The sequence below is a fragment of the Pseudophaeobacter sp. 1A16562 genome (genome assembly GCF_041008785.1).
In the GTDB taxonomy this organism is placed as follows: Bacteria; Pseudomonadota; Alphaproteobacteria; order Rhodobacterales; family Rhodobacteraceae; genus Phycobacter; species Phycobacter gallaeciensis_A.
The window spans coordinates 204,523-222,718 of record NZ_JAXGFT010000008.1 but is presented as its reverse complement, the minus strand read 5'-3'; the positions used below and the strand labels follow the sequence as shown (position 1 = coordinate 222,718).

Here is an 18,196-nt window from a genome sequence, read left to right as displayed (position 1 = left end):
GGGTGATCCGGGTGCCGAACCGTCTGGTGAAATCCACCACCGCTGCCCGTCCCAAGGCCGAAGCGGGCAACCCCGACCACATCGGCGCGCCGATGCCCGGCGTCGTCGCCTCGGTCGCGGTACAGGTTGGCCAGCAGGTGCATGAGGGCGACATGCTGCTGACCATCGAAGCGATGAAGATGGAAACCGGCCTGCACGCCGAACGCGACGCGGTGGTCAAGGCCGTGCACGTCCAGCCCGGCGGCCAGATCGATGCAAAGGACCTCCTCATCGAACTGGAATAAGACACAAGGCCCAGACCACAAAAAAACCACAAGCCGCAGCCCCAAAAGGCTGCGGCTTTTTTCGTGCCGCACGCAGGCCGGATCCACTGCCCCGCGAATACGCGACAACGGGGAAAATTCGGCAAGCCTCCTCATTTCGCTGCTGTCAATCTTGATCCTTTGCGGGACCAGCCCAAAATAGCTGCCAGTTTTTATCCAGTTTTCGAGGTTTCCAATGTCTTCAGCGAAATTGACAGCTCCTGTCGGTCAGTCCCCACGCTCCAGTTCCGGGGATGAGGTCAAGAACAAACCAGACGACGTGCTGTTGGTGCGCAGGATGCTGGAGGCCAATAAGATCGGGCCGCTTGGCGCCTCCAAGAAGATGGATACCGGCCTGCTGAAGGCCATCGGCACCTTTCAGAAGAAAAGCGGCTTCAAGAATCCCGACAAGGTCGTCGATCCCGGCGGGCGCACCTTCAAGGCGCTGCTGCCAGCCTACAAGAAGATGAAGGCCGAAGAGGAAAAGGCCGCCAAACAACCCATGATGGAGGTCACCTTCCGCGGCAAGAAGATCCGCTGCACGCCCAAGGAATACGAGAAGGTCAAGCTGGACGTCCTCAAACGGCTGACGCCCTATATGAAATCGGTCCTGCGCAACCATGAAACCGCGCTGGAGACCTATCAGCACTATCTGGACGTGGCTCAGCTGAAAGATGGCGTGCTGAACGCCGTCGCGCAGGTCATCATCATCGAGGCCGGATCGGTCAAGATGCCCGATAACAAGCTCTGTGGCCGCTCCATCCGTGCCAGTGGCAAGCTGGAGCGGGCGATCATGACGAAGGACCTCAAGCTGATCGATGAGGCCCTGCCCGAGGCAGAAAAGGCGATTGGCGCCTTCAACGCGGATCTTTTGCGGTTTCTGAAGGAATTCACCGGCTCTGCCCGGACTACGGCCACAGTTCTGTCCGTCTCCTCGGCCGCCTGTTTTGCCGTCGTAGGGGCGCTGGCCGCCCCGGTTCTGGTGACCGGAGCGGGCATGACGGCTGGCGGCGCGGCTGTCACCTCTGGTGCCGGTGTCGGCCTTTTGCAAAGCGCCAGTCAGGAGCTTGGCAAACATGCCAGCGGTCAGAAGGTGACCGTCTGGGGTTCGATCCAGGCCATGGTGATCGATGGCACCGTCGGCGGGTTGACCGGCGGGATCGGCAGCAAGGTACCGCTCGGCTTTTGCGATGACGCGGCAAAATGGGTCGCACCCAAGCTGGCGTCCAAGGTCGCCTTCCTGTCCACCAAACAGCTTGAGAAATTCATCGCCAATTACATCGCCGGCTCCGGACAAGAGGTGATCAAAACCGTTCTGGGTGAAGCCGTGAAGGAAGTCGGCCGGATCATGAAGACCGGCAAGCCCCCGACCGAAAAGGAATTCCAGGCCATCGTAACCTCACTTCTTTATTCGGCACTTCTTGGCGGGATGGTGAAGAACCTCGGCAGCTTCCAGAAAAAATGGGCCTATAAGAACAAGGATCTTCTGCAGGGCACGATCCTGCCGGAGAGGCTGGCGAAACTGGCCAAGACCAACAACATCCCAAATACGCTCAAGGCCAAGCTCTGGGCTGAGGTGTTGAACAAGGTCAGCGATGAAAGCCTGAAGGTCGGCTATGGCGTGATTCTGTCCCGCGCCACCGGCAAGGAAAGCGAGGCACAGATGACCGATATGGCTGCCAAGGCCGCCGCCAAGGACAAGGCGCTGATGAAACTGGTCGACAACGAACTGGCCAAGGCGCTGAAAAAGCACAAGATCCCGGTCAAATAATCACCTCAACGGATACGCCCCTGGAGCAGTGGGGACCACTCCCCCTGCCCTCGGCATCCCGCCCGCGCTTCCGCGGCGCGCATTACCTCGCGTGAACCCGCTCTGAATCGGCTTCAAAAGCCCCGCAGGATTGTTCAGTATTAAGTTCCAAAAACGAACCCACTTATCACACTGCAATTCCTATGGGGAGGATAGGCCGATGCTTCCGATTACATCACTTTATGCCGGCGGGGCGGCGCTCTTGTTTGTCTACCTGTCGCTTGGCGTCAGTCGCCAGCGGCTGAAACACAAGATTTCCGTCGGAGATGGCGGCAATCGCGCATTACTGATGGCCATCCGCGCGCAGGGAAATTTCGTGGAATATACTGCGCTTGGCCTGGTTCTTCTGGCGCTGAGCGAAGCACAGGGCGCACCTGCACTGGCCACGCATGCGCTGGGGGTGATGTTGCTGGGCGGACGGCTGATGCACGCGGTCGGTTTTACCGCGCGCCCGCAGATCCTGATCCTGCGTCAGGCCGGGATCGTGCTGAACCTTCTGATGCTGCTCGTCGCAGGGCTGGGTTTGATCGCGCACGCGCTTTTCTAAGGTGAAGAGTGGCTGAGCCTAAACGTCGTGCCCCTGCACCGGGGCCGTGACCTCGGGGGCGCTGATCGTTTTAACATAGACCGGCGCGGGCCGGATCGCGCCCGGGTCAACCTCAGATGCGGTTTCCGGGCTCTGTCCCCCCGCGGGCGACAGCGCCTTGGCCAGCGCTATGGTCGCGATCAGCGCGCCAATACGGGCATAGTCGGCAGGTTTCATCTTAGACAGCTCCCCTCTGTTTCTTTTCATCTGTATGAAACGCAGCAGCCCGCAGGTTCCGTCGCAGAAAATGAGAGTTTTTTCCGGGGCGGCACGATTTTCCACTTGCAGCCCCGCGGCGGAATGAATATTTCACCCCTCACCGAATGGCAGCGCGGGCGTAGCTCAGGGGTAGAGCATAACCTTGCCAAGGTTAGGGTCGGGCGTTCGAATCGCCTCGCCCGCTCCATTTGGACCACTAAAAGGCCGCCGCTCTGGCGGCCTTTCGTGTTTTCGGATCCTGGTGTTTTTGGGCCTTGCCAGTTCCTGTCGCCGCAGGGGAAGACGCCGCGAGAGACTTGCGCGGAATCGCCTTTGCGGCTACCACTTCTGCGCAAGGAACAGAGCAAGAACGACAAACGGGGCTGACAGGCAGGATGCTGACATCGGTTGAATTATGCGCAGGTGCAGGCGGCCAGGCCCTTGGGCTGGAGCGCGCGGGCTTTGATCACACCGCGCTCGTCGAGATCGACAAACACTGCTGCGCCACCCTGCGCCACAACCGCCCCACATGGAACGTGCTGGAAGAGGACGTGCGCCGGTTCAAGGAAGAAGCCAGTGATTACAAGGGCATCGACCTGCTGGCCGGCGGCCTGCCCTGCCCGCCGTTTTCCGTCGCCGGCAAACAGCTGGGCGAACAGGACGAGCGCAACCTCTTTGACGATGCCATCGATATCGTCGATGCCACCCGCCCCCGCGCGGTGATGATCGAAAACGTGCGCGGGTTTCTGGACGCGGTGTTCCACGACTACCGCGAGAAACTGAAAGGCCAGCTGTCGAAACTGGGCTATGAAACCGACTGGCGGCTGCTGAACGCCTCGGACTTTGGTGTGCCGCAGCTGCGCCCGCGGGTTGCCATCGTGGCCCTGCGCAAGGAATTCGCCGGGCAGTTCAACTGGCCCGATCCGCTGCCGCACAACCCACCCACGGTGGGCGCCACCCTGCTGGACCTGATGCAGGAACGTGGTTGGCGCGGCGCCGAAGACTGGGCCGCCAAGGCAGATGAAATCGCCCCAACCATCGTTGGTGGCTCCAAGAAACACGGCGGACCGGATCTGGGCCCCACCCGCGCACGCCGCGCCTGGGCCGCGCTTGGCGTCGAGGGGCGCACCATCGCCAACGAGGCGCCCGATCCCTTTCACAACGACATGCCGCGCCTGACCGTCCGCATGGTGGCGCGCATCCAGGGCTTTCCCGACGCCTGGCATTTCACCGGCGCCAAGACCAACGCCTACCGTCAGGTCGGCAATGCCTTCCCGCCGCCGGTGGCCGAAGCGGTGGCCCGCCAGTTGCGCGCCGCGATTGCCAAGCCGAATCTTCATGCCGTGCGGGCCTAAAGCCGCCTTGCCCAATCTGAGCCAAGAGCTGGGCCCGGCGGCCGGGCGGAGCCCAGGATGAAACAGACCCTTCCCGACAGCCTGATTCTGCCCGGACACCCGGATTATGATCTCCTGACCGAGATCGCAGGCGAGATCACCGCCCGCGCAGGTGGCGCGATGGAACTGGCGAGCCGGTTTCCAGCCATGCTGCGCACCTGCATCGACGATGTGATCATGACGCCGAAAACCGGGCGCCGCGCCTATGAGGAACTGGAAAAGACCGAAAAGACCTATATCGGCACCCGCGTCGAGATCGAGCTTCGCGCTCTCTTGCGGCTGCCCCGGGGCCGCCTGGATACCGAGGTTCTGGGCCGCGACATGGATATCAAGAACACCATGGGCAGCAATTGGATGATCCCGACCGAAGCGCTGGATCAAGTCTGCCTGCTGGTGGCCGCGGACGAGGCTCGCGCGCGCTGTTACCTTGGCCTGATCCTGGCGCGGCCCGACTACCTTACTGCCGGGCAGAACAAGGACGCCAAACGCTCGGTCTCGGCCATGGGGTTCGGCCATATCCTGTGGCTGCTGAGGGATCATCCCTACCCAGCGAATTTCTGGCGCAGCCTGCCCGAGGAGACCGTCACCCGGATCTTCTCCGGCGCCACCGGCAACGAACGCATGGCGCGGCTGTTCCGGCTTGTTCAGGGCCGCCCGGTCGACCGCGACGTGGTCGAGGCGGTGGCCCAGCAAAAGGACTTCATGCGCCGGATACGCTCGGACAAAGGACGCGGCACCCGCGACATTCTGGAGCGCGAGGGGATCCTGCTGTTGTCGGGACAATACGATGGCCAGCTGATCCGCGCGCTGGATCTGCCCGCCTGCCCCGCCAGCGCCTTTGTCTCTTGCCAGCCTGAAACAGAGCAGCATCGGCGCATGGCGCTGCAGGCCGGGTTCGATCTGCCCAGGGCGTGAATGCCAACCTCCCCCAGCCATCGGGCGGCTCTGCTTTTTCTGTACCGGCGGGCATAATTTTCCTCTTGCACAGTCTCCGTGAAGCTCCTAAATACCCGCTCATCGAATGGTAGCGCGGGCGTAGCTCAGGGGTAGAGCATAACCTTGCCAAGGTTAGGGTCGGGCGTTCGAATCGCCTCGCCCGCTCCATTCGGATCAAAACAGCCGCCCTCCGGGGTGGCTTTTTGTTTTCCGCTTTCCCGCATTTGACCAGTCATAGAAATCCCCGCAGAGGCGGCATTTTTCCCTTGCAGCCCCCCGCATGATTTCCTAAACACCGCTCACCGAATGGCAGCGCGGGCGTAGCTCAGGGGTAGAGCATAACCTTGCCAAGGTTAGGGTCGGGCGTTCGAATCGCCTCGCCCGCTCCATTTGGACACAAGAGGCCGCCCTTCGGGGCGGTTTTTGTGTTTTTGGCCCTTTCCTCCCTCCCCCTATCTCATAGGCCAATCCCCCCGCTGCCACCTTTTGATCAAATTCCTTTTGACGCCACCTACAAAACGCGCCAATGCTTGCCGCATCCCTGCCCCGTGCAGTCCGCCGTTCCAGCCCGCCCCGCGCGTTTTTCTTCAAAGGAGTTCAGTCATGGCACCTGTCATCTATCCCACCACCAACCTGACCGCGACCGAGCAGATGTGCATTGACCACGCCCAGGGGATCTATGTCTACGACACCGACGGCAAGGAATATATCGAAGGTCTGGCAGGTCTGTGGTGCACCTCGCTGGGCTATGGCAACACCGAGCTGATCGAGGCGATCACCGAGCAGCTGACCAAACTGTCCTTTTCCCACACCTTTGGCGGCAAGACCCACGCGCCGATCCAGGAACTGGCGGAAAAACTGAAGACTATGGTGCCAATCGAGGATGCTTATTTCTTCTTCGGCAACTCCGGCTCGGATGCCAATGACACCCATTACAAGATGCTGCGTTACTACTTCAATGCCATCGGAAAACCGGAAAAACGCAAGATCATCACCCGCGAGCGTGGCTATCATGGTGTGACCGTCGCCGCCGGATCGCTGACCTCCCTGCCCGCAAACCTGGCGCATTTCGACGCGCCCGTTGAGGCTCTGCACATCCTGCGCTCGGACGCACCGCATTACTACACGGGCCGCAAGGGGAACGAGACCGAAGCACAATTTGTCGACCGTATCATCGACAATCTGGAGCAGCAGATCCTTGCCGAGGATCCCGACACCATCGCCGCCATGATCATGGAGCCGATCACCGGCGCCTCTGGCGTGATTGTCCCGCCCGAAGGCTATTACGAAAAACTGCAGGCGGTTCTGCGCAAATATGGCATCCTGGTCTGGGCGGATGAAGTCATCACCGGCTTTGGCCGCACCGGCGCCGATTTCGGCTGCACCACCATGGGCATCAAACCCGACCTGATGACCTTCGCCAAACAGCTCTCCTCGGCCTATTTCCCGATCTCCGCCTCCGTGATCCCCGGCTGGATGTACAAGGAAATGGTTGCGCCCTCGAACGAGGTCGGCGTCTTTGGCCACGGCTACACCTATTCCGGCCACCCTGCCGCCTGCGCCGCCGCCCTCAAAACGCTGGAAATCTATGAGCGTGACAACCTGTTTGATCATGCGGCCGAGGTCGGCGATTACATGCAGGCGCAACTTCGCGAAATCTTCACTGATCACCCGCTGGTGGGCGAGGTCCGCGGCAAGGGGCTGATCGCGGCGCTGGAACTGGTGTCGAACAAGACCACGGGCGCAACCGTGCCCGGCGGCAAGGGCGGCGCCCTTGCAGTCAAGGCCTGCCAGGACGAAGGCCTGATCCTGCGCGCCGTGGCGGGCAACGCGCTCGCCTTCTGCCCGCCGCTGATCATCACAAAGGCGGAAGTGGACGAAATGCTGAAACGCGCCAAATCCGCCGTGGACAGCACCTATGAAGCGCTGAAGGCCGAAGGGCTGATCGACGGCTAAGCCCACCCTCGCGCCCCGGACTGCCCAAAGACCGGGGCGCGATCTCGGCCCTGCCGATCTGCGTCTCTTCTGCTGTATTTTCCCCTTACTCCCGCCAGCGCTTTAACCTGTAACTGAAACCGGTTTGGTATCAGTAATTGCAGGAGACATGCATATGGTTGAGTTGATCTATGAAGGCACGGAACGCTACGTGATGACCCAGAGCGGCATCGGCTGGTTCAGTTTTCATTTCAACCTGAAGGCCGAAGTCACGGACGCATCATCCACCGGGTTTACCCTGATGCGAAATACCGATCTTGGCATTCCCGGCTTTGATCCGATCCCCGACACCTCTCCCGATGTCTACAACGGGACTGGCCTGCAATTCCAAAGCATCACCCGCGACGGCCACAGTATCCTGACGCCGTATTCCGGATTGATCGAGGGCGTCACCGAAACCGGCACCAATTTCACCACAACGGTCACCAATCTCAACATTGATGCAGAAGATTTCTTCCGCGTGTCTGAAACAGACCGCAATCGGGACAATGTGAAATTGTTCAAACAGGTCTTTTCCGGCGATGACTTCTTCGATCTGGGGTCCCGCGGAGACAAGGTCAAAGGCTACAATGGCAATGATGAAATGCTGGGCCGGGGCGGCGGTGACAAGCTTTGGGGCGGGCGTGGCAATGATACCCTCAAGGGCGGCGGCGGCCGTGACCTTTTGCAGGGCGATCAGGGCGATGACATGCTGGTGGGGGGCCGCGGCGCCGACACCTTCAAGTTCAAGGGGCGCAACATCGGCGATGATACGATCGAGGACTGGCGCGATGGGACTGACCTCATCGCCATCAAACACCGCAGCGTTGATGATTTTTCTGACCTGACGCTGACCCAGAATGGCAACGATGCCGTGATTTCCTATCGCGCGGGCAGCATTACCCTGGCCGATACCAATATTTCCGATCTGGACGGGTCGGATTTCCTGTTCTGATTTAAGTCTGCTTCAGGCGCATCGGCACAGGAACGAAAAACGCCTGATCTCCGGCAGGGGATCAGGCGTTTTGCATCAGCAATGCGGACGGCTCAGAAAACCTTGTAGGTCATCGTGGTTAGCGAGCGTTCGATATTCGGGATCACCAGCAGGTGGTCGTTGATGTATTTCCCGACATCCGCGTCCTTGGGGATGTAAAGCTTCATCAGCAGGTCGTATTCGCCGCTAGTGGAGTAGAGCTCGGAATGAATTTCGCGCAGGGCGATATCTTCGGCCACCTTGTAGGTGGTGCCGGGTTTACAGCGGATCTGGATGAAAACGCAGGTCGACATGGGCGCCCCTTCATTGGGTTTTCTTGAGTAACGATTTGGCCGCTAAGCTGGCACGGCGCGCAGGCAGGCGCAATCCCACAGATGCAGCTGCAACAGGGTCTGAGTTTCGACTTACGCGCTCTTGAGTGAGACAGCCCCAGCACCCTATAAGCGCAGCACCAGCCCATGGGCGCCATATGGCCCAAGGGGCAGTTTGACGAAGGATGGCCCGCAGATGCGCAGCGCTCAGATCACCCGCTCCACCGCCGAGACCGAGATTTCGGTGGAGATCAACCTCGATGGTACCGGGGCATATGACAACCAGACCGGTGTCGGCTTTTTCGATCACATGCTGGACCAGCTGGCGCGGCACTCGCTGATCGACATGACCATTCGTGCCAAGGGTGATTACCACATCGACGATCACCACACGGTCGAGGATACGGGCATTGCGCTGGGTCAGGCGCTGGTCGCCGCGCTTGGCGACAAGAAGGGCATCCGCCGCTATGGCGAATGCCACCTGCCGATGGACGATGCCCAGGTGCGCTGCGCGCTGGACCTGTCGGCGCGCCCCTTCCTGATCTGGAACGTAACTCTGCCGACGCCCAAGATCGGCACCTTCGACACCGAACTGGTGCGCGAATTCTTTCAGGCGCTCAGCACCCATGGCGGCATCACCCTGCATATCGACCAGATCCACGGGTTCAACAGCCACCACATCGCCGAAGCGGCGTTCAAGGCCGTGGCCCGCGCCCTGCGCGATGCGGTCGAAACCGACCCGCGCAAGGCAGACGCCATCCCGTCGACCAAGGGCGCGCTCTGACGTCTTTTCAGACCGCAATCAGACCGTGGCGCCCAGCGGCGCGCCACGGCCCCGGCGCAGGATCCATTCCGCGAGCAGCAGATTGGGCACCCAGGCCAGCCAGCAGATGATTGGATAGCTGGCCTCAAACCCCACGGTCGCGACCCCGACGGGCAGGTAAACCCGCAGCGTCACAGCCGCCAACGTCAGTGCGGCAGAGCGGATCATCCAGACCCGGTGCTGCGCAATACGGCGGTTCATCGCATGCCAGATCGCCGTGCCCGTCACCCACAGCCAGAGCAGCGACAACACCCCCAGGCCCGCCGCGGCCACCGGCCCCTCCTCGGTTGTATAGGCCAGCCAGATACCGCTGATCCCGGCCAGCAGGATCGCGACGCCGTATAGACGCCCCAGCCAGCAGTGCAGCCCACGGCGTCGCTGACGGATCCTCGTGGAGAACTGCACCGGCAGCAGTGCCAGCGAGATCGGCGCAAGGCCGATGTGCAGGTAGAGCATCAACGGCCGCTCCGACGCGTGATGCAGCATCGCGGGCATCACCAGCGCGATATCGGCAATCAGGAACCGGTAAGATCCCACCGCGATCAGCACCGCAGACACCCACATCGTCATGACAACCCATCTGGGATAGCCCATCGCCCGGGTTTCACTCGACATCTCATCCCTCCTTGCGCCCTTGGGCGGCTCAAACTTTACACTGTCAAGTTAACATCTGGCAGGTAAACTTGACGCCGTCAAGATGAAGGGCGATACCTGCCGCATGACAAAAGAAGACGTGAAAAGCCGCCACCACCACGGCGACCTGAAGGCCGCTCTGATCAAAGCAGGTATCGATCTCCTGGAGGAAGGCGGCCTCAGCGCGCTGTCTTTGCGCAAATGCGCTGCACGCGCCGGGGTGTCGCACGCGGCGCCCGCGCATCATTTCGACGGGCTGGCGGGGTTGAAACAAGCCATCGCCGAGGAAGGCTTCCGTCTGTTTTCCTCCTACCTGCAAAGCGCCTGCGACAGCGGCGCACAGGATCCCCACGGGCGGGTCCACTCGCTGTGCCGGGGCTATCTGCAATTCGGGCTGGATCATCCCGGCATCCTCGCGGTGATCTTTGGCGACCAGGGACTTGCGGGTCTGGTCCATGGCGGCGGCAAGGAAGAGGCCGACGCCTATCTGACCTTACGCGCGGTGGCCGCGCCCTTTGTGGCGCCCGGTCAGGACCGGTTGGTGGTGGAAACCCAGATCTGGTCGCTGATCCACGGGTTTACCCTGCTCTACCTCGCCGGGGAGTTCGGCAACCCGCCCCCCCCCATCGACGACGGCCCTTTGACGCAGGTGATCGCCCTTCTGGACCGACTGTAGCCTGTAGCGCCCTCTTGACCCCGGGACGGTTTCCGGCCACTTCAAAGACGCAAGACAGGAAGGACCAGGCCCCATGCTGACGGCGATCATCGATTACGAAAGCGGCAATCTCCACTCTGCCGAAAAAGCCTTTCAGCGCATGGCGCGCGAAATGGACGCGGGTGAGGTTGTGGTCACATCCGACGCCGATGTGGTGGCCCGCGCAGACCGTCTGGTGCTGCCCGGCGATGGTGCCTTTCCCGCCTGCGCCGCCGAGCTGCGCGGTCACAAGGGCATCTATGATGCCATGGTCCACGCGGTCGAGGACAAGGGACGTCCTTTCCTTGGAATCTGCGTCGGCATGCAGCTGATGGCCACCACCGGCCATGAATACGAAGACACCCCCGGCCTGGACTGGGTGGGCGGCGACGTTGTGAAGATCACCCCCGAGGATCCCGCCCTGAAGGTGCCGCATATGGGATGGAACGATCTGGTGATCGACCACGATCACCCAGTTTTTGCGGGCATTTCATCTGGCGATCACTGCTACTTCGTGCACTCCTACCATTTCCGCGTCGCCGATCCGACCGAGCGGCTGGCGCATGTGGACTATGGCGGCGATGTCACCGCTGTCATCGGCAAGGGCACCATGCTGGGCATGCAGTTCCACCCGGAAAAAAGCCAGCACGTCGGCCTTCGCATGATCGGCAATTTCCTGACCTGGGCGCCCTGAGCCTCCTGCCCCCGTCATTTTGCCTGCAGCCTAGGCTGCGCTTTTGCGCAAAGACACCGGAGCGCAGCCATAGGCCTTGCGAAAGGCGCGGGTGAAGCCTTCGGGGGAATCATAGGCATAGCGGCGTGCCACCGCCTCGACCCGGTCGCCGCGCAGCATGTCCTGACGCGCCAGCGTCAGCCGCCAGCGCCGCAGATAGTGGATCGGGCTTTCCCCGACCTGCTGGGAAAACAACTCGGAAAACCGTGACAGGGATAGGCCCGCCTCGGTCGCTAGATCTTGCGTGGTCCAGACCCGGCCCGGATGGTCATGCATCGCCACGATGGCGCGGGCCAGCCGCGCATCAGAAAGCCCCGCCAACAGGCCCGGCTCCGCCGTGCCCACCTCGATTAGGTGCCGCAACAGCCGCACCATGGCCGCCTGGCCAAGGCTGGCCAGAATACTCTCAGCCCCGCAGCGGTGCACGGCCAGTTCCTGCTGCATTAGATCGAGCACCGCGCACAGCCCTGTCGCGTCAGCCAAAGCCACATCGACCCGCACCGGCAATGCAGCCACCAGAGGATTATGCTCTCCAGCCCAGTCCACCCGCAGCGCGAGGCTGGGTCCGTCTTCTGCCTGCGGCACCGCCCCACCGGCAAAGAACACCAGTCGCGCCAACGCCCCGTCCGAGTCGGTATAGACACGCAGGTTTGCCGCCTCCGGCGCTGCCACCTCGACCGTCATGCGAAACCGCGCCATCAGGCTCGACAATCTGTCCATCATCTCTCTCCCGTGCAGAGTTCCGGTGTTTTTGTCAGATTTTTCGGATTTTTCAAGCACAAATCCGTTGCACAAGGCCACCACCATCACTCACGGCCGCTTATGCGGCAGCAACATTCATACTCGGAGACCTGCTATGCTGATCCCCCGCCAGAAAACCCCGAACCTGTCCCTGCCGCTGCTCGGCGGCGGCACCTTTGATCTGTCCAAGGCAGACAGCGAACGCGGCACCGTCATCTGTTTTTACCGGGGCCTGCACTGCCCGATCTGCGCCAACTACCTGAAAGAGCTGGAAAAGAAGACCGCCGATTTCGCTGAGCGCGGCGTTGCCACCATCGCCATCAGCGCCGATGGCGAAGAGCGCACCCAGGCGATGGCCGACAAGATCGAAGCCAAATCCCTGCGCTTTGCCTATGATCTGCCGCTGGACGTGGCAAAGGAATGGGGCCTTTACATCTCGACCTCGCGTGGCACTACCTCGATCGGTCTGGAAGAGCCCGCGCTGTTCTCTGAACCCGGCCTGTTCATGGTGACCCCCGAGCAGACCCTCTACTACGGCTCGGTTCAGACCATGCCCTTCGTGCGTCCGCATTTCTCGGAACTGGTGTCGGCCCTCGATTTCGCCATCGCCAACGACTATCCGGCGCGCGGCGAATACACCGGCGCCGTCTGATCGGCCTGCCTGATAGGCCTACCTGATAGTCCGGTCTGACGGAGCAGTCGGACCGGTCCCAGAGATCAACGCGCCGCGGGTGAAGCTTCCAATCTGGCGCGTTGTTCCCGCCGGGCTGCCCTCCCGCAGTCCGGCACCGGCGTTTGCGCTAGGCGAACCGACGCCTTCCCACGCACAACCGCAATTTCCAGCCACCTTTTCTTGACAATTTTTATCTGCCTTTGTAGCACAGCCCTGCCAGGTACCGGACTCTGTGGCCCAATGCCCAGTCACCATGCAGCAGCTCTGCCGCATCCCCGACCCAGCAAATCATTTGAATTTTGCAACGCGAACACGGTCACGCCCGGCCCCATCTGACGCTTGTCATGCGATCAGCGGAAGGTCGGCACAGGAGATGCCATGACGATCACCATCACAACCGGCAACAGCCAGGTTACCGACTTCACCGCCTATATCGAAGACTTCAGCGCCAGTTTCGAATCCGCCGGGCGCGGGGTCTTCTCCAACGGTCTGGGCGGCGATTACGCCGGTGCCGAAGCGCAGATCACCGACACCGCCACCCCGGATGCACAGGCTTATATCCTGCGCGACGACATTGTTTACAGCATGAGCACCCACACGCTCAGCGGGACAGTCAGCGGAATTGAACTGGGTTATGGCGCCACCGCAACCGACGCCGAGAACGGCACTCAGGACATCGCGCTGGAGCAGCTGGATTATTCCATCAAATTCGCCCCCGCTGTCGATGGCGCCGATGCTTCGGCGGCGCTGATCTACGGCATGCTGGACGCGGATTTCGAACCGCTGATCGACCAGTTGAAAGCGCAGAACATCCGCTTCTTCGGCTCCGGTGGCGATGACAGCTTCAGCGGCTATGCCAATGACGATCGGTTGAAGGGCGGCGCGGGCAATGACAACCTGCAGGGCAACCGCGGCGAGGATGTGCTGATCGGCGCCAAGGGCCGTGACACCCTCCTTGGCGGCGGACATGACGACAAGCTGAAAGGCGGTGTTGGCCGCGACGCTCTGAAAGGCGGCAAAGGCGAGGATACTCTGCTGGGCGGCGCCCATAACGACAAACTGTTCGGCGGCTCGCATAACGACGTGCTGAACGGCGGCGGCGGCCGCGACAAGCTGGTCGGTGGCGGCGGCGAGGATACCTTTATCTTCAAAGGCGACTTTGGCCGCGACGTGGTCCGGGACTTCACCATTGGTGAGGACGTGCTGGACCTCTCTGCTCTCACGGGTGAGGCGACCAGCCTCGACGCCTTTGTCGATTCCGCGACCGACACGGGCAGCCGCGTGATCTACGATATGGGCGATGATGGGCAGAACGTCATCATCCTGAACGGCGTCAGCCTGGATGACCTCACGGCGGATGATTTCCTCTTCTGATCACTCCCACCTCTCCGCCAGCTCCCGAATAAGGGGGCTGGCCCCAGCCAATGCTGCACAGCAATCAAACATACGGCAATTGTGACGGCACGGCGATGGACAGGGCGCCCGCTTCGCGGCATATGGAACCGGTGTGAAACCCGTTCAGGCCCCTCCACTTTGCAGATCAGACTGGAAAAATTCGACCATATCGAAGGCCGCCACCGCTATTGCGTGCTGCGGCTAAGCCAGACCCTGTTTGGCGACTGGTGCGTCGAACAGGCCCTGGGTCCGATCGCCGCCCCCGGAGGTCAGGAACGGCGCGCCTATTTCAACCAGCACGCCGAGGCGATGCATCTGTTCGAAACGGTGCGGGACCGGCAAGTCCGCCGTGGTTTTGTGCCGATCCCGGTTCAGCTTGGGCTGCTATGATCCACGTCCCGGCGCATCCATGCGGCGGGAGATCACTTCACCCGTTTCTCAGTTGACCCGGTTCCAGGTCTGTCCCCGGCAGATCAGCCCGCCTGCGACGCACCCCTTGACGGTCAGGCGGTTGCCGTCCAGCGACATCTTGGACTTGTAGGTCTTGTCCGCATCGGGCGCCCAGATCTTACCCCCCGAATAGCTGCCGCCACCATCGGCCTTCATATCCCAGATCAGCTTTTTGCCCAGATGCTCGTAATCCGCCGACACGCCGCCATTTGCGTCATAGGCGGTGGCGATGGTGCCGCAAATACTGGCTCCGCAGGGCGCGATATCCACGTGCAAATAACCACCCTCATCACCCTCTTCGGTCTTCCATTTGCCGGCGACCTGATCGGCCAGCGCACCCGTGGCCAGCGACATGGCCAGCGCCAGACCCAATGTAACTGTCTTCATCTCAAAACCTCCCTGTTTGCCCCACCTTGGCGCGGCATGTGGTTTTCAGGCAAGCTTGACTTTGGGTCGCGTTGCAATCCCGGCGCCGACCGTGCCATAGAACCGGCAAAACCCTGCCGCCAGCCCGGCGGCGCCCATTGATGACAAAGGCCAGCGACATGATCCTTTATCCCGCCATTGACCTCAAGGACGGCCAGGCCGTGCGCCTTCTGCATGGCGACATGGACAAGACCACAGTGTTCAACGACAACCCCGCCGCCCAGGCCCTGGAGTTCGTCGAAAAGGGCTGCGAATGGCTGCACCTCGTCGATCTGAACGGTGCCTTTGCAGGTGAGCCGGTGAATGCCGCCCCGGTCGAGGAAATCCTCAAGCAATGCAAGGTGCCCGCACAGCTGGGCGGCGGCATCCGCGACATGAAGACCATCGAAAACTGGATCGACAAGGGGCTGGCCCGGGTGATCCTTGGCACTGTAGCGGTGGAAAACCCCGATCTGGTGCGCGACGCAGCGCGCGAATTCCCCGGCAAGGTCGCCGTCGGCATCGATGCCCGCAACGGCAAGGTCGCAACCAAAGGCTGGGCCGAGGAAACCGACGTGATGGTCACCGATCTTGCACGATCCTTCGAGGACGCAGGCGTTGCCGCCATCATCTACACCGACATCATGCGCGATGGCGCGATGAAGGGCCCCAACGTGCAGGCCACTGCCGATCTGGCCAATGCGGTCTCGATCCCGGTGATCGCCTCCGGCGGGGTCTCCTCGCTTGAGGACCTTCGAGCGCTGAAATCCTGCGGTGCACCGCTCAATGGCGCCATCTCGGGCCGCGCGCTTTATGACGGCGCCATCGACCTCGCTGAGGCGCTGGCCATCCTGAAAGGCTGATCCCATGGCGCAGGAGCCGGGACAAGGACCAGCCATCGGACGAAATGCGCATCGCATCCTTGCGCTGCTGACCCTTGGCCCCATCCTGCTCTGGGCGCTGGCCTTTGGCGCGGTCTTGTTCCTCAGCACGGTTCTTGGCTGCTCCATCAACGAAGGCTTTGCCGCGCCCTGCCTCCTCCTTGGCCGCGATATCAGCGACACGGCCTATGCGCTGGGAATATTCGCGGCTTGGGGGCCACTTGTCTTTGCCCCCTTTGTCATGGGCGCTGGTCTTTCCTGGGCCATTCTGGCATTGATCGGCGCACTCCGGAAAAGAAAGAGCTGAAGATGCTGAAAACCCGCATCATCCCCTGTCTCGATGTCGCTGATGGCCGCGTGGTCAAGGGCGTGAACTTCGTCGGCCTGCGCGATGCGGGCGATCCCGTGGAGGCGGCCAAGGCCTATGATGCGGCGGGCGCTGACGAGATCTGTTTCCTCGACATCCACGCCACCCATGAAAACCGCGGCACCATGTTCGACATGGTGCGCCGCACCGCCGAGCAGTGCTTCGTACCGCTCACCGTGGGCGGCGGAGTACGCACCAAGGAAGACGTGCGCGCGCTTCTGCTGGCCGGGGCCGACAAGGTCTCCTTCAACTCCGCCGCCGTCGCCAACCCCGATGTGGTGGCCGAGGCAGCCGCGCAATTCGGCAGCCAGTGCATCGTGGTGGCGATCGACGCAAAGACCGTCGCCCCCGGCAAATGGGAGATCTTCACCCATGGCGGGCGCCGCGAAACCGGTATCGACGCGGTGGAGTTTGCCAAGACCGTTGTGGCCAGGGGCGCAGGCGAGATCCTGCTGACCTCGATGGACCGGGACGGCACCAAATCCGGCTTCAACCTGCCCCTGACTCGCGCGATCTCGGACGCGGTGGATGTGCCGGTGATCGCCTCGGGCGGGGTCGGCACACTTGACCACCTTGTCGAAGGTGTCACCAAGGGCGGCGCCTCGGCGGTGCTGGCCGCTTCGATCTTCCACTTCGGCGAATATACCATTCAGGAGGCCAAGGAGCACATGGCCGCCGCCGGTATCCCGATGCGCCTCGGCTGAGAAAGGCCCACCGCCATGACCCTGCTGCACGACCTCGAAACCACCATCCAATCCCGCAAGGGCGCGGACCCTAGCAGCTCCTGGACCGCAAAACTCCTGTCCAAGGGGCCCGAGAAATGCGCCGAGAAGTTCGGTGAGGAAGCCATCGAGGCGATTATCGAAGCGGTGAAGGACGACAAGGCGAAACTCGCCAGTGAAGGCGCCGATGTGCTTTATCATTTCCTGGTGATGCTGGCCGCCCGAGATGTGGCACTGGACGAGGTCCTTGCCGTTCTGGCCGAACGTCAGGGCCTCAGCGGCATCGCAGAAAAGGCCGCTCGCCCCAAGGGCTGACAACACCATCAAAGCAAATGCCCGATCTGATCCGGGTCAAGGGCCGCGCCAGCGGCCGCGCAAGGCGCGGTTCACCCTTGAGGCGGAACAGATCGGATAACACTCGCCATGGCGCTTCAGGGCAGTGCTGCCCCTGAAGCGTTTCTCAGCAGAAAACCGCCGCGCGTCAGCGCGGCGCCCGGCCCAACGGGAGCCTTTATATCTTTGATGTGACGCGCGACGGGCGGGAGCCCCCCAGCGCCCTACAGTTTCGAGGAAATGATACCAGTGGCGAACCCGCCCATGCGGAGTTCACCGAACAGGCGCTGGTATTCGATCTTGGGGCAGCGGTTCTGAATCACGTCGACGCCGCGCGCCTCGGCCTTGGCGGCGGCCTCGGCGTTCTCGACGCCGATCTGCATCCAGATGGTCTGAAGATCCGGGAACAGCTCGAGCGCCTCATCCACAATGGGTGGTACCGCTTCAGAGCGGCGGAAGATATCGACCATATGTACCGGTTCATCGATCTCTGCCAGGCTGGCGCGCACGGTGGCGCCGAACAGCCGCTTGCCCGCGTGGCCGGGATTGACCGGAATCACCCGGTAGCCCTTGAGGCCAAGGTAGCGTGCCACATAGTAGCTGGGGCGCACAGAATTCATCGACACCCCCACCACCGCGATGGTCCGGGTCCGTTTCAAAATCTTGCGCAAAAGGTCGTCGCTATAGCTGGTCATGGCCAGACCCTACTGTGCTGCCGCCGCGTGGAAAAGCCAAATTCGCGGCATTGGGCGACGGAAAACCGACGGCAATAACGAACCGGCCGATGAGCACATCGGCATCCCCAAAAAGAAAAAAGCGCCCGGAAGGGATCCCGGGCGCG

General features: G+C 61.8%; 23 protein-coding genes and 3 tRNA genes. 20 read left to right on the top strand and 6 right to left on the bottom strand.

What is annotated here, in order from left to right:
• The 3 genes from SM764_RS13440 to SM764_RS13430 all read left to right on the top strand — a co-directional run.
• Positions 1–284: biotin/lipoyl-containing protein (locus SM764_RS13440; protein ID WP_369002005.1), on the top strand; the 284-nt coding region annotated here is incomplete at its 5' end.
• Between the two features lie 214 nt (positions 285–498).
• Positions 499–2,073, top strand: a complete 1,575-nt coding sequence (locus SM764_RS13435) for a hypothetical protein (protein WP_368948351.1) — start codon at positions 499–501, stop codon at positions 2,071–2,073.
• 199 nt (positions 2,074–2,272) lie between these two features.
• Complete coding sequence (locus tag SM764_RS13430) at positions 2,273–2,659, top strand: MAPEG family protein (RefSeq protein ID WP_274834958.1); 387 nt, start codon at positions 2,273–2,275, stop codon at positions 2,657–2,659.
• 18 nt (positions 2,660–2,677) lie between these two features.
• On the opposite strand, the gene SM764_RS13425 is transcribed toward SM764_RS13430, so the two are convergent.
• Positions 2,678–2,875 carry a hypothetical protein gene (locus SM764_RS13425; protein ID WP_274834960.1) on the bottom strand — a complete coding sequence of 66 codons (198 nt, stop codon included), beginning with the start codon at positions 2,873–2,875 and terminating at the stop codon, positions 2,678–2,680.
• A 154-nt stretch (positions 2,876–3,029) separates the two neighbouring features.
• Here SM764_RS13425 and SM764_RS13420 point away from each other — a divergent pair.
• The 7 genes from SM764_RS13420 (at position 3,030) to SM764_RS13390 (ending at position 8,155) form a co-directional block, all read left to right on the top strand.
• Positions 3,030–3,104, top strand: a tRNA-Gly gene (locus SM764_RS13420).
• A 187-nt stretch (positions 3,105–3,291) separates the two neighbouring features.
• A complete protein-coding gene (locus tag SM764_RS13415) occupies positions 3,292–4,251 on the top strand; it encodes a DNA cytosine methyltransferase (protein WP_065273031.1) in 960 nt (319 codons plus the stop codon).
• A gap of 57 nt (positions 4,252–4,308) precedes the next feature.
• The gene (locus SM764_RS13410; RefSeq protein WP_065273030.1) at positions 4,309–5,205 is read left to right on the top strand and encodes a NaeI family type II restriction endonuclease; all 897 of its coding nucleotides are present in this window, start codon (positions 4,309–4,311) and stop codon (positions 5,203–5,205) included.
• A 114-nt stretch (positions 5,206–5,319) separates the two neighbouring features.
• A tRNA-Gly gene (locus SM764_RS13405) sits at positions 5,320–5,394 on the top strand.
• 146 nt (positions 5,395–5,540) lie between these two features.
• A tRNA-Gly gene (locus tag SM764_RS13400) sits at positions 5,541–5,615 on the top strand.
• A gap of 214 nt (positions 5,616–5,829) precedes the next feature.
• The gene (locus tag SM764_RS13395; protein WP_274837707.1) at positions 5,830–7,182 is read left to right on the top strand and encodes an aminotransferase; all 1,353 of its coding nucleotides are present in this window, start codon (positions 5,830–5,832) and stop codon (positions 7,180–7,182) included.
• A gap of 154 nt (positions 7,183–7,336) precedes the next feature.
• Entirely contained in the window at positions 7,337–8,155 is an 819-nt protein-coding gene (locus SM764_RS13390) for a calcium-binding protein (protein WP_274834966.1), read from the top strand.
• A gap of 92 nt (positions 8,156–8,247) precedes the next feature.
• On the opposite strand, the gene SM764_RS13385 is transcribed toward SM764_RS13390, so the two are convergent.
• Entirely contained in the window at positions 8,248–8,487 is a 240-nt protein-coding gene (locus tag SM764_RS13385; RefSeq protein ID WP_065273027.1) for an Lrp/AsnC family transcriptional regulator, read from the bottom strand.
• Between the two features lie 214 nt (positions 8,488–8,701).
• Between SM764_RS13385 and hisB the strand changes: the two genes are divergently transcribed.
• Positions 8,702–9,289, top strand: a complete 588-nt coding sequence (gene hisB / locus SM764_RS13380) for an imidazoleglycerol-phosphate dehydratase HisB (protein ID WP_274830035.1) — start codon at positions 8,702–8,704, stop codon at positions 9,287–9,289.
• An 18-nt stretch (positions 9,290–9,307) separates the two neighbouring features.
• Here hisB and SM764_RS13375 read toward each other — a convergent pair whose 3' ends face one another.
• Complete coding sequence (locus SM764_RS13375) at positions 9,308–9,943, bottom strand: DUF2306 domain-containing protein (RefSeq protein WP_369002004.1); 636 nt, start codon at positions 9,941–9,943, stop codon at positions 9,308–9,310.
• A 103-nt stretch (positions 9,944–10,046) separates the two neighbouring features.
• Between SM764_RS13375 and SM764_RS13370 the strand changes: the two genes are divergently transcribed.
• Positions 10,047–10,637 (top strand): TetR/AcrR family transcriptional regulator, encoded by a 591-nt coding sequence (locus SM764_RS13370; protein WP_369002003.1) that lies wholly within the window; start codon positions 10,047–10,049, stop codon positions 10,635–10,637.
• Between the two features lie 73 nt (positions 10,638–10,710).
• Positions 10,711–11,349, top strand: a complete 639-nt coding sequence (hisH, locus tag SM764_RS13365) for an imidazole glycerol phosphate synthase subunit HisH (RefSeq protein ID WP_274830038.1) — start codon at positions 10,711–10,713, stop codon at positions 11,347–11,349.
• A 30-nt stretch (positions 11,350–11,379) separates the two neighbouring features.
• On the opposite strand, the gene SM764_RS13360 is transcribed toward hisH, so the two are convergent.
• Entirely contained in the window at positions 11,380–12,108 is a 729-nt protein-coding gene (locus SM764_RS13360; RefSeq protein ID WP_369002002.1) for a helix-turn-helix transcriptional regulator, read from the bottom strand.
• Positions 12,109–12,244: 136 nt separating this feature from the next.
• Between SM764_RS13360 and SM764_RS13355 the strand changes: the two genes are divergently transcribed.
• The 3 genes from SM764_RS13355 (at position 12,245) to SM764_RS13345 (ending at position 14,587) form a co-directional block, all read left to right on the top strand.
• A complete protein-coding gene (locus SM764_RS13355; protein ID WP_065273024.1) occupies positions 12,245–12,781 on the top strand; it encodes a peroxiredoxin-like family protein in 537 nt (178 codons plus the stop codon).
• Positions 12,782–13,180: 399 nt separating this feature from the next.
• A complete protein-coding gene (locus tag SM764_RS13350) occupies positions 13,181–14,176 on the top strand; it encodes a calcium-binding protein (RefSeq protein ID WP_369002001.1) in 996 nt (331 codons plus the stop codon).
• A 159-nt stretch (positions 14,177–14,335) separates the two neighbouring features.
• Positions 14,336–14,587 (top strand): WGR domain-containing protein, encoded by a 252-nt coding sequence (locus SM764_RS13345; RefSeq protein ID WP_274830041.1) that lies wholly within the window; start codon positions 14,336–14,338, stop codon positions 14,585–14,587.
• Positions 14,588–14,635: 48 nt separating this feature from the next.
• Here the strand turns inward: SM764_RS13345 and SM764_RS13340 are convergent, their stop codons facing one another.
• Positions 14,636–15,034 (bottom strand): DUF2147 domain-containing protein, encoded by a 399-nt coding sequence (locus SM764_RS13340; protein WP_274830042.1) that lies wholly within the window; start codon positions 15,032–15,034, stop codon positions 14,636–14,638.
• Between the two features lie 158 nt (positions 15,035–15,192).
• Here SM764_RS13340 and hisA point away from each other — a divergent pair, with 158 nt between their 5' ends.
• The 4 genes from hisA to SM764_RS13320 are packed head-to-tail and all read left to right on the top strand — an operon-like array spanning position 15,193 to position 17,337.
• On the top strand, positions 15,193–15,915 hold the full coding sequence (hisA, locus tag SM764_RS13335; RefSeq protein WP_274833024.1) for a 1-(5-phosphoribosyl)-5-[(5-phosphoribosylamino)methylideneamino]imidazole-4-carboxamide isomerase: 723 nt from the start codon (positions 15,193–15,195) through the stop codon (positions 15,913–15,915).
• A 4-nt stretch (positions 15,916–15,919) separates the two neighbouring features.
• Positions 15,920–16,240, top strand: coding sequence for a hypothetical protein (locus SM764_RS13330; RefSeq protein ID WP_369002000.1), 321 nt, complete (start codon positions 15,920–15,922; stop codon positions 16,238–16,240).
• Between the two features lie 2 nt (positions 16,241–16,242).
• Positions 16,243–17,004, top strand: coding sequence for an imidazole glycerol phosphate synthase subunit HisF (gene hisF, locus SM764_RS13325; protein ID WP_274868177.1), 762 nt, complete (start codon positions 16,243–16,245; stop codon positions 17,002–17,004).
• A 15-nt stretch (positions 17,005–17,019) separates the two neighbouring features.
• Positions 17,020–17,337 (top strand): phosphoribosyl-ATP diphosphatase, encoded by a 318-nt coding sequence (locus tag SM764_RS13320; RefSeq protein WP_065273020.1) that lies wholly within the window; start codon positions 17,020–17,022, stop codon positions 17,335–17,337.
• A 242-nt stretch (positions 17,338–17,579) separates the two neighbouring features.
• Here the strand turns inward: SM764_RS13320 and SM764_RS13315 are convergent, their stop codons facing one another.
• Positions 17,580–18,050 carry a CoA-binding protein gene (locus SM764_RS13315; protein WP_369001999.1) on the bottom strand — a complete coding sequence of 157 codons (471 nt, stop codon included), beginning with the start codon at positions 18,048–18,050 and terminating at the stop codon, positions 17,580–17,582.
• Positions 18,051–18,196 lie beyond the last annotated feature (146 nt).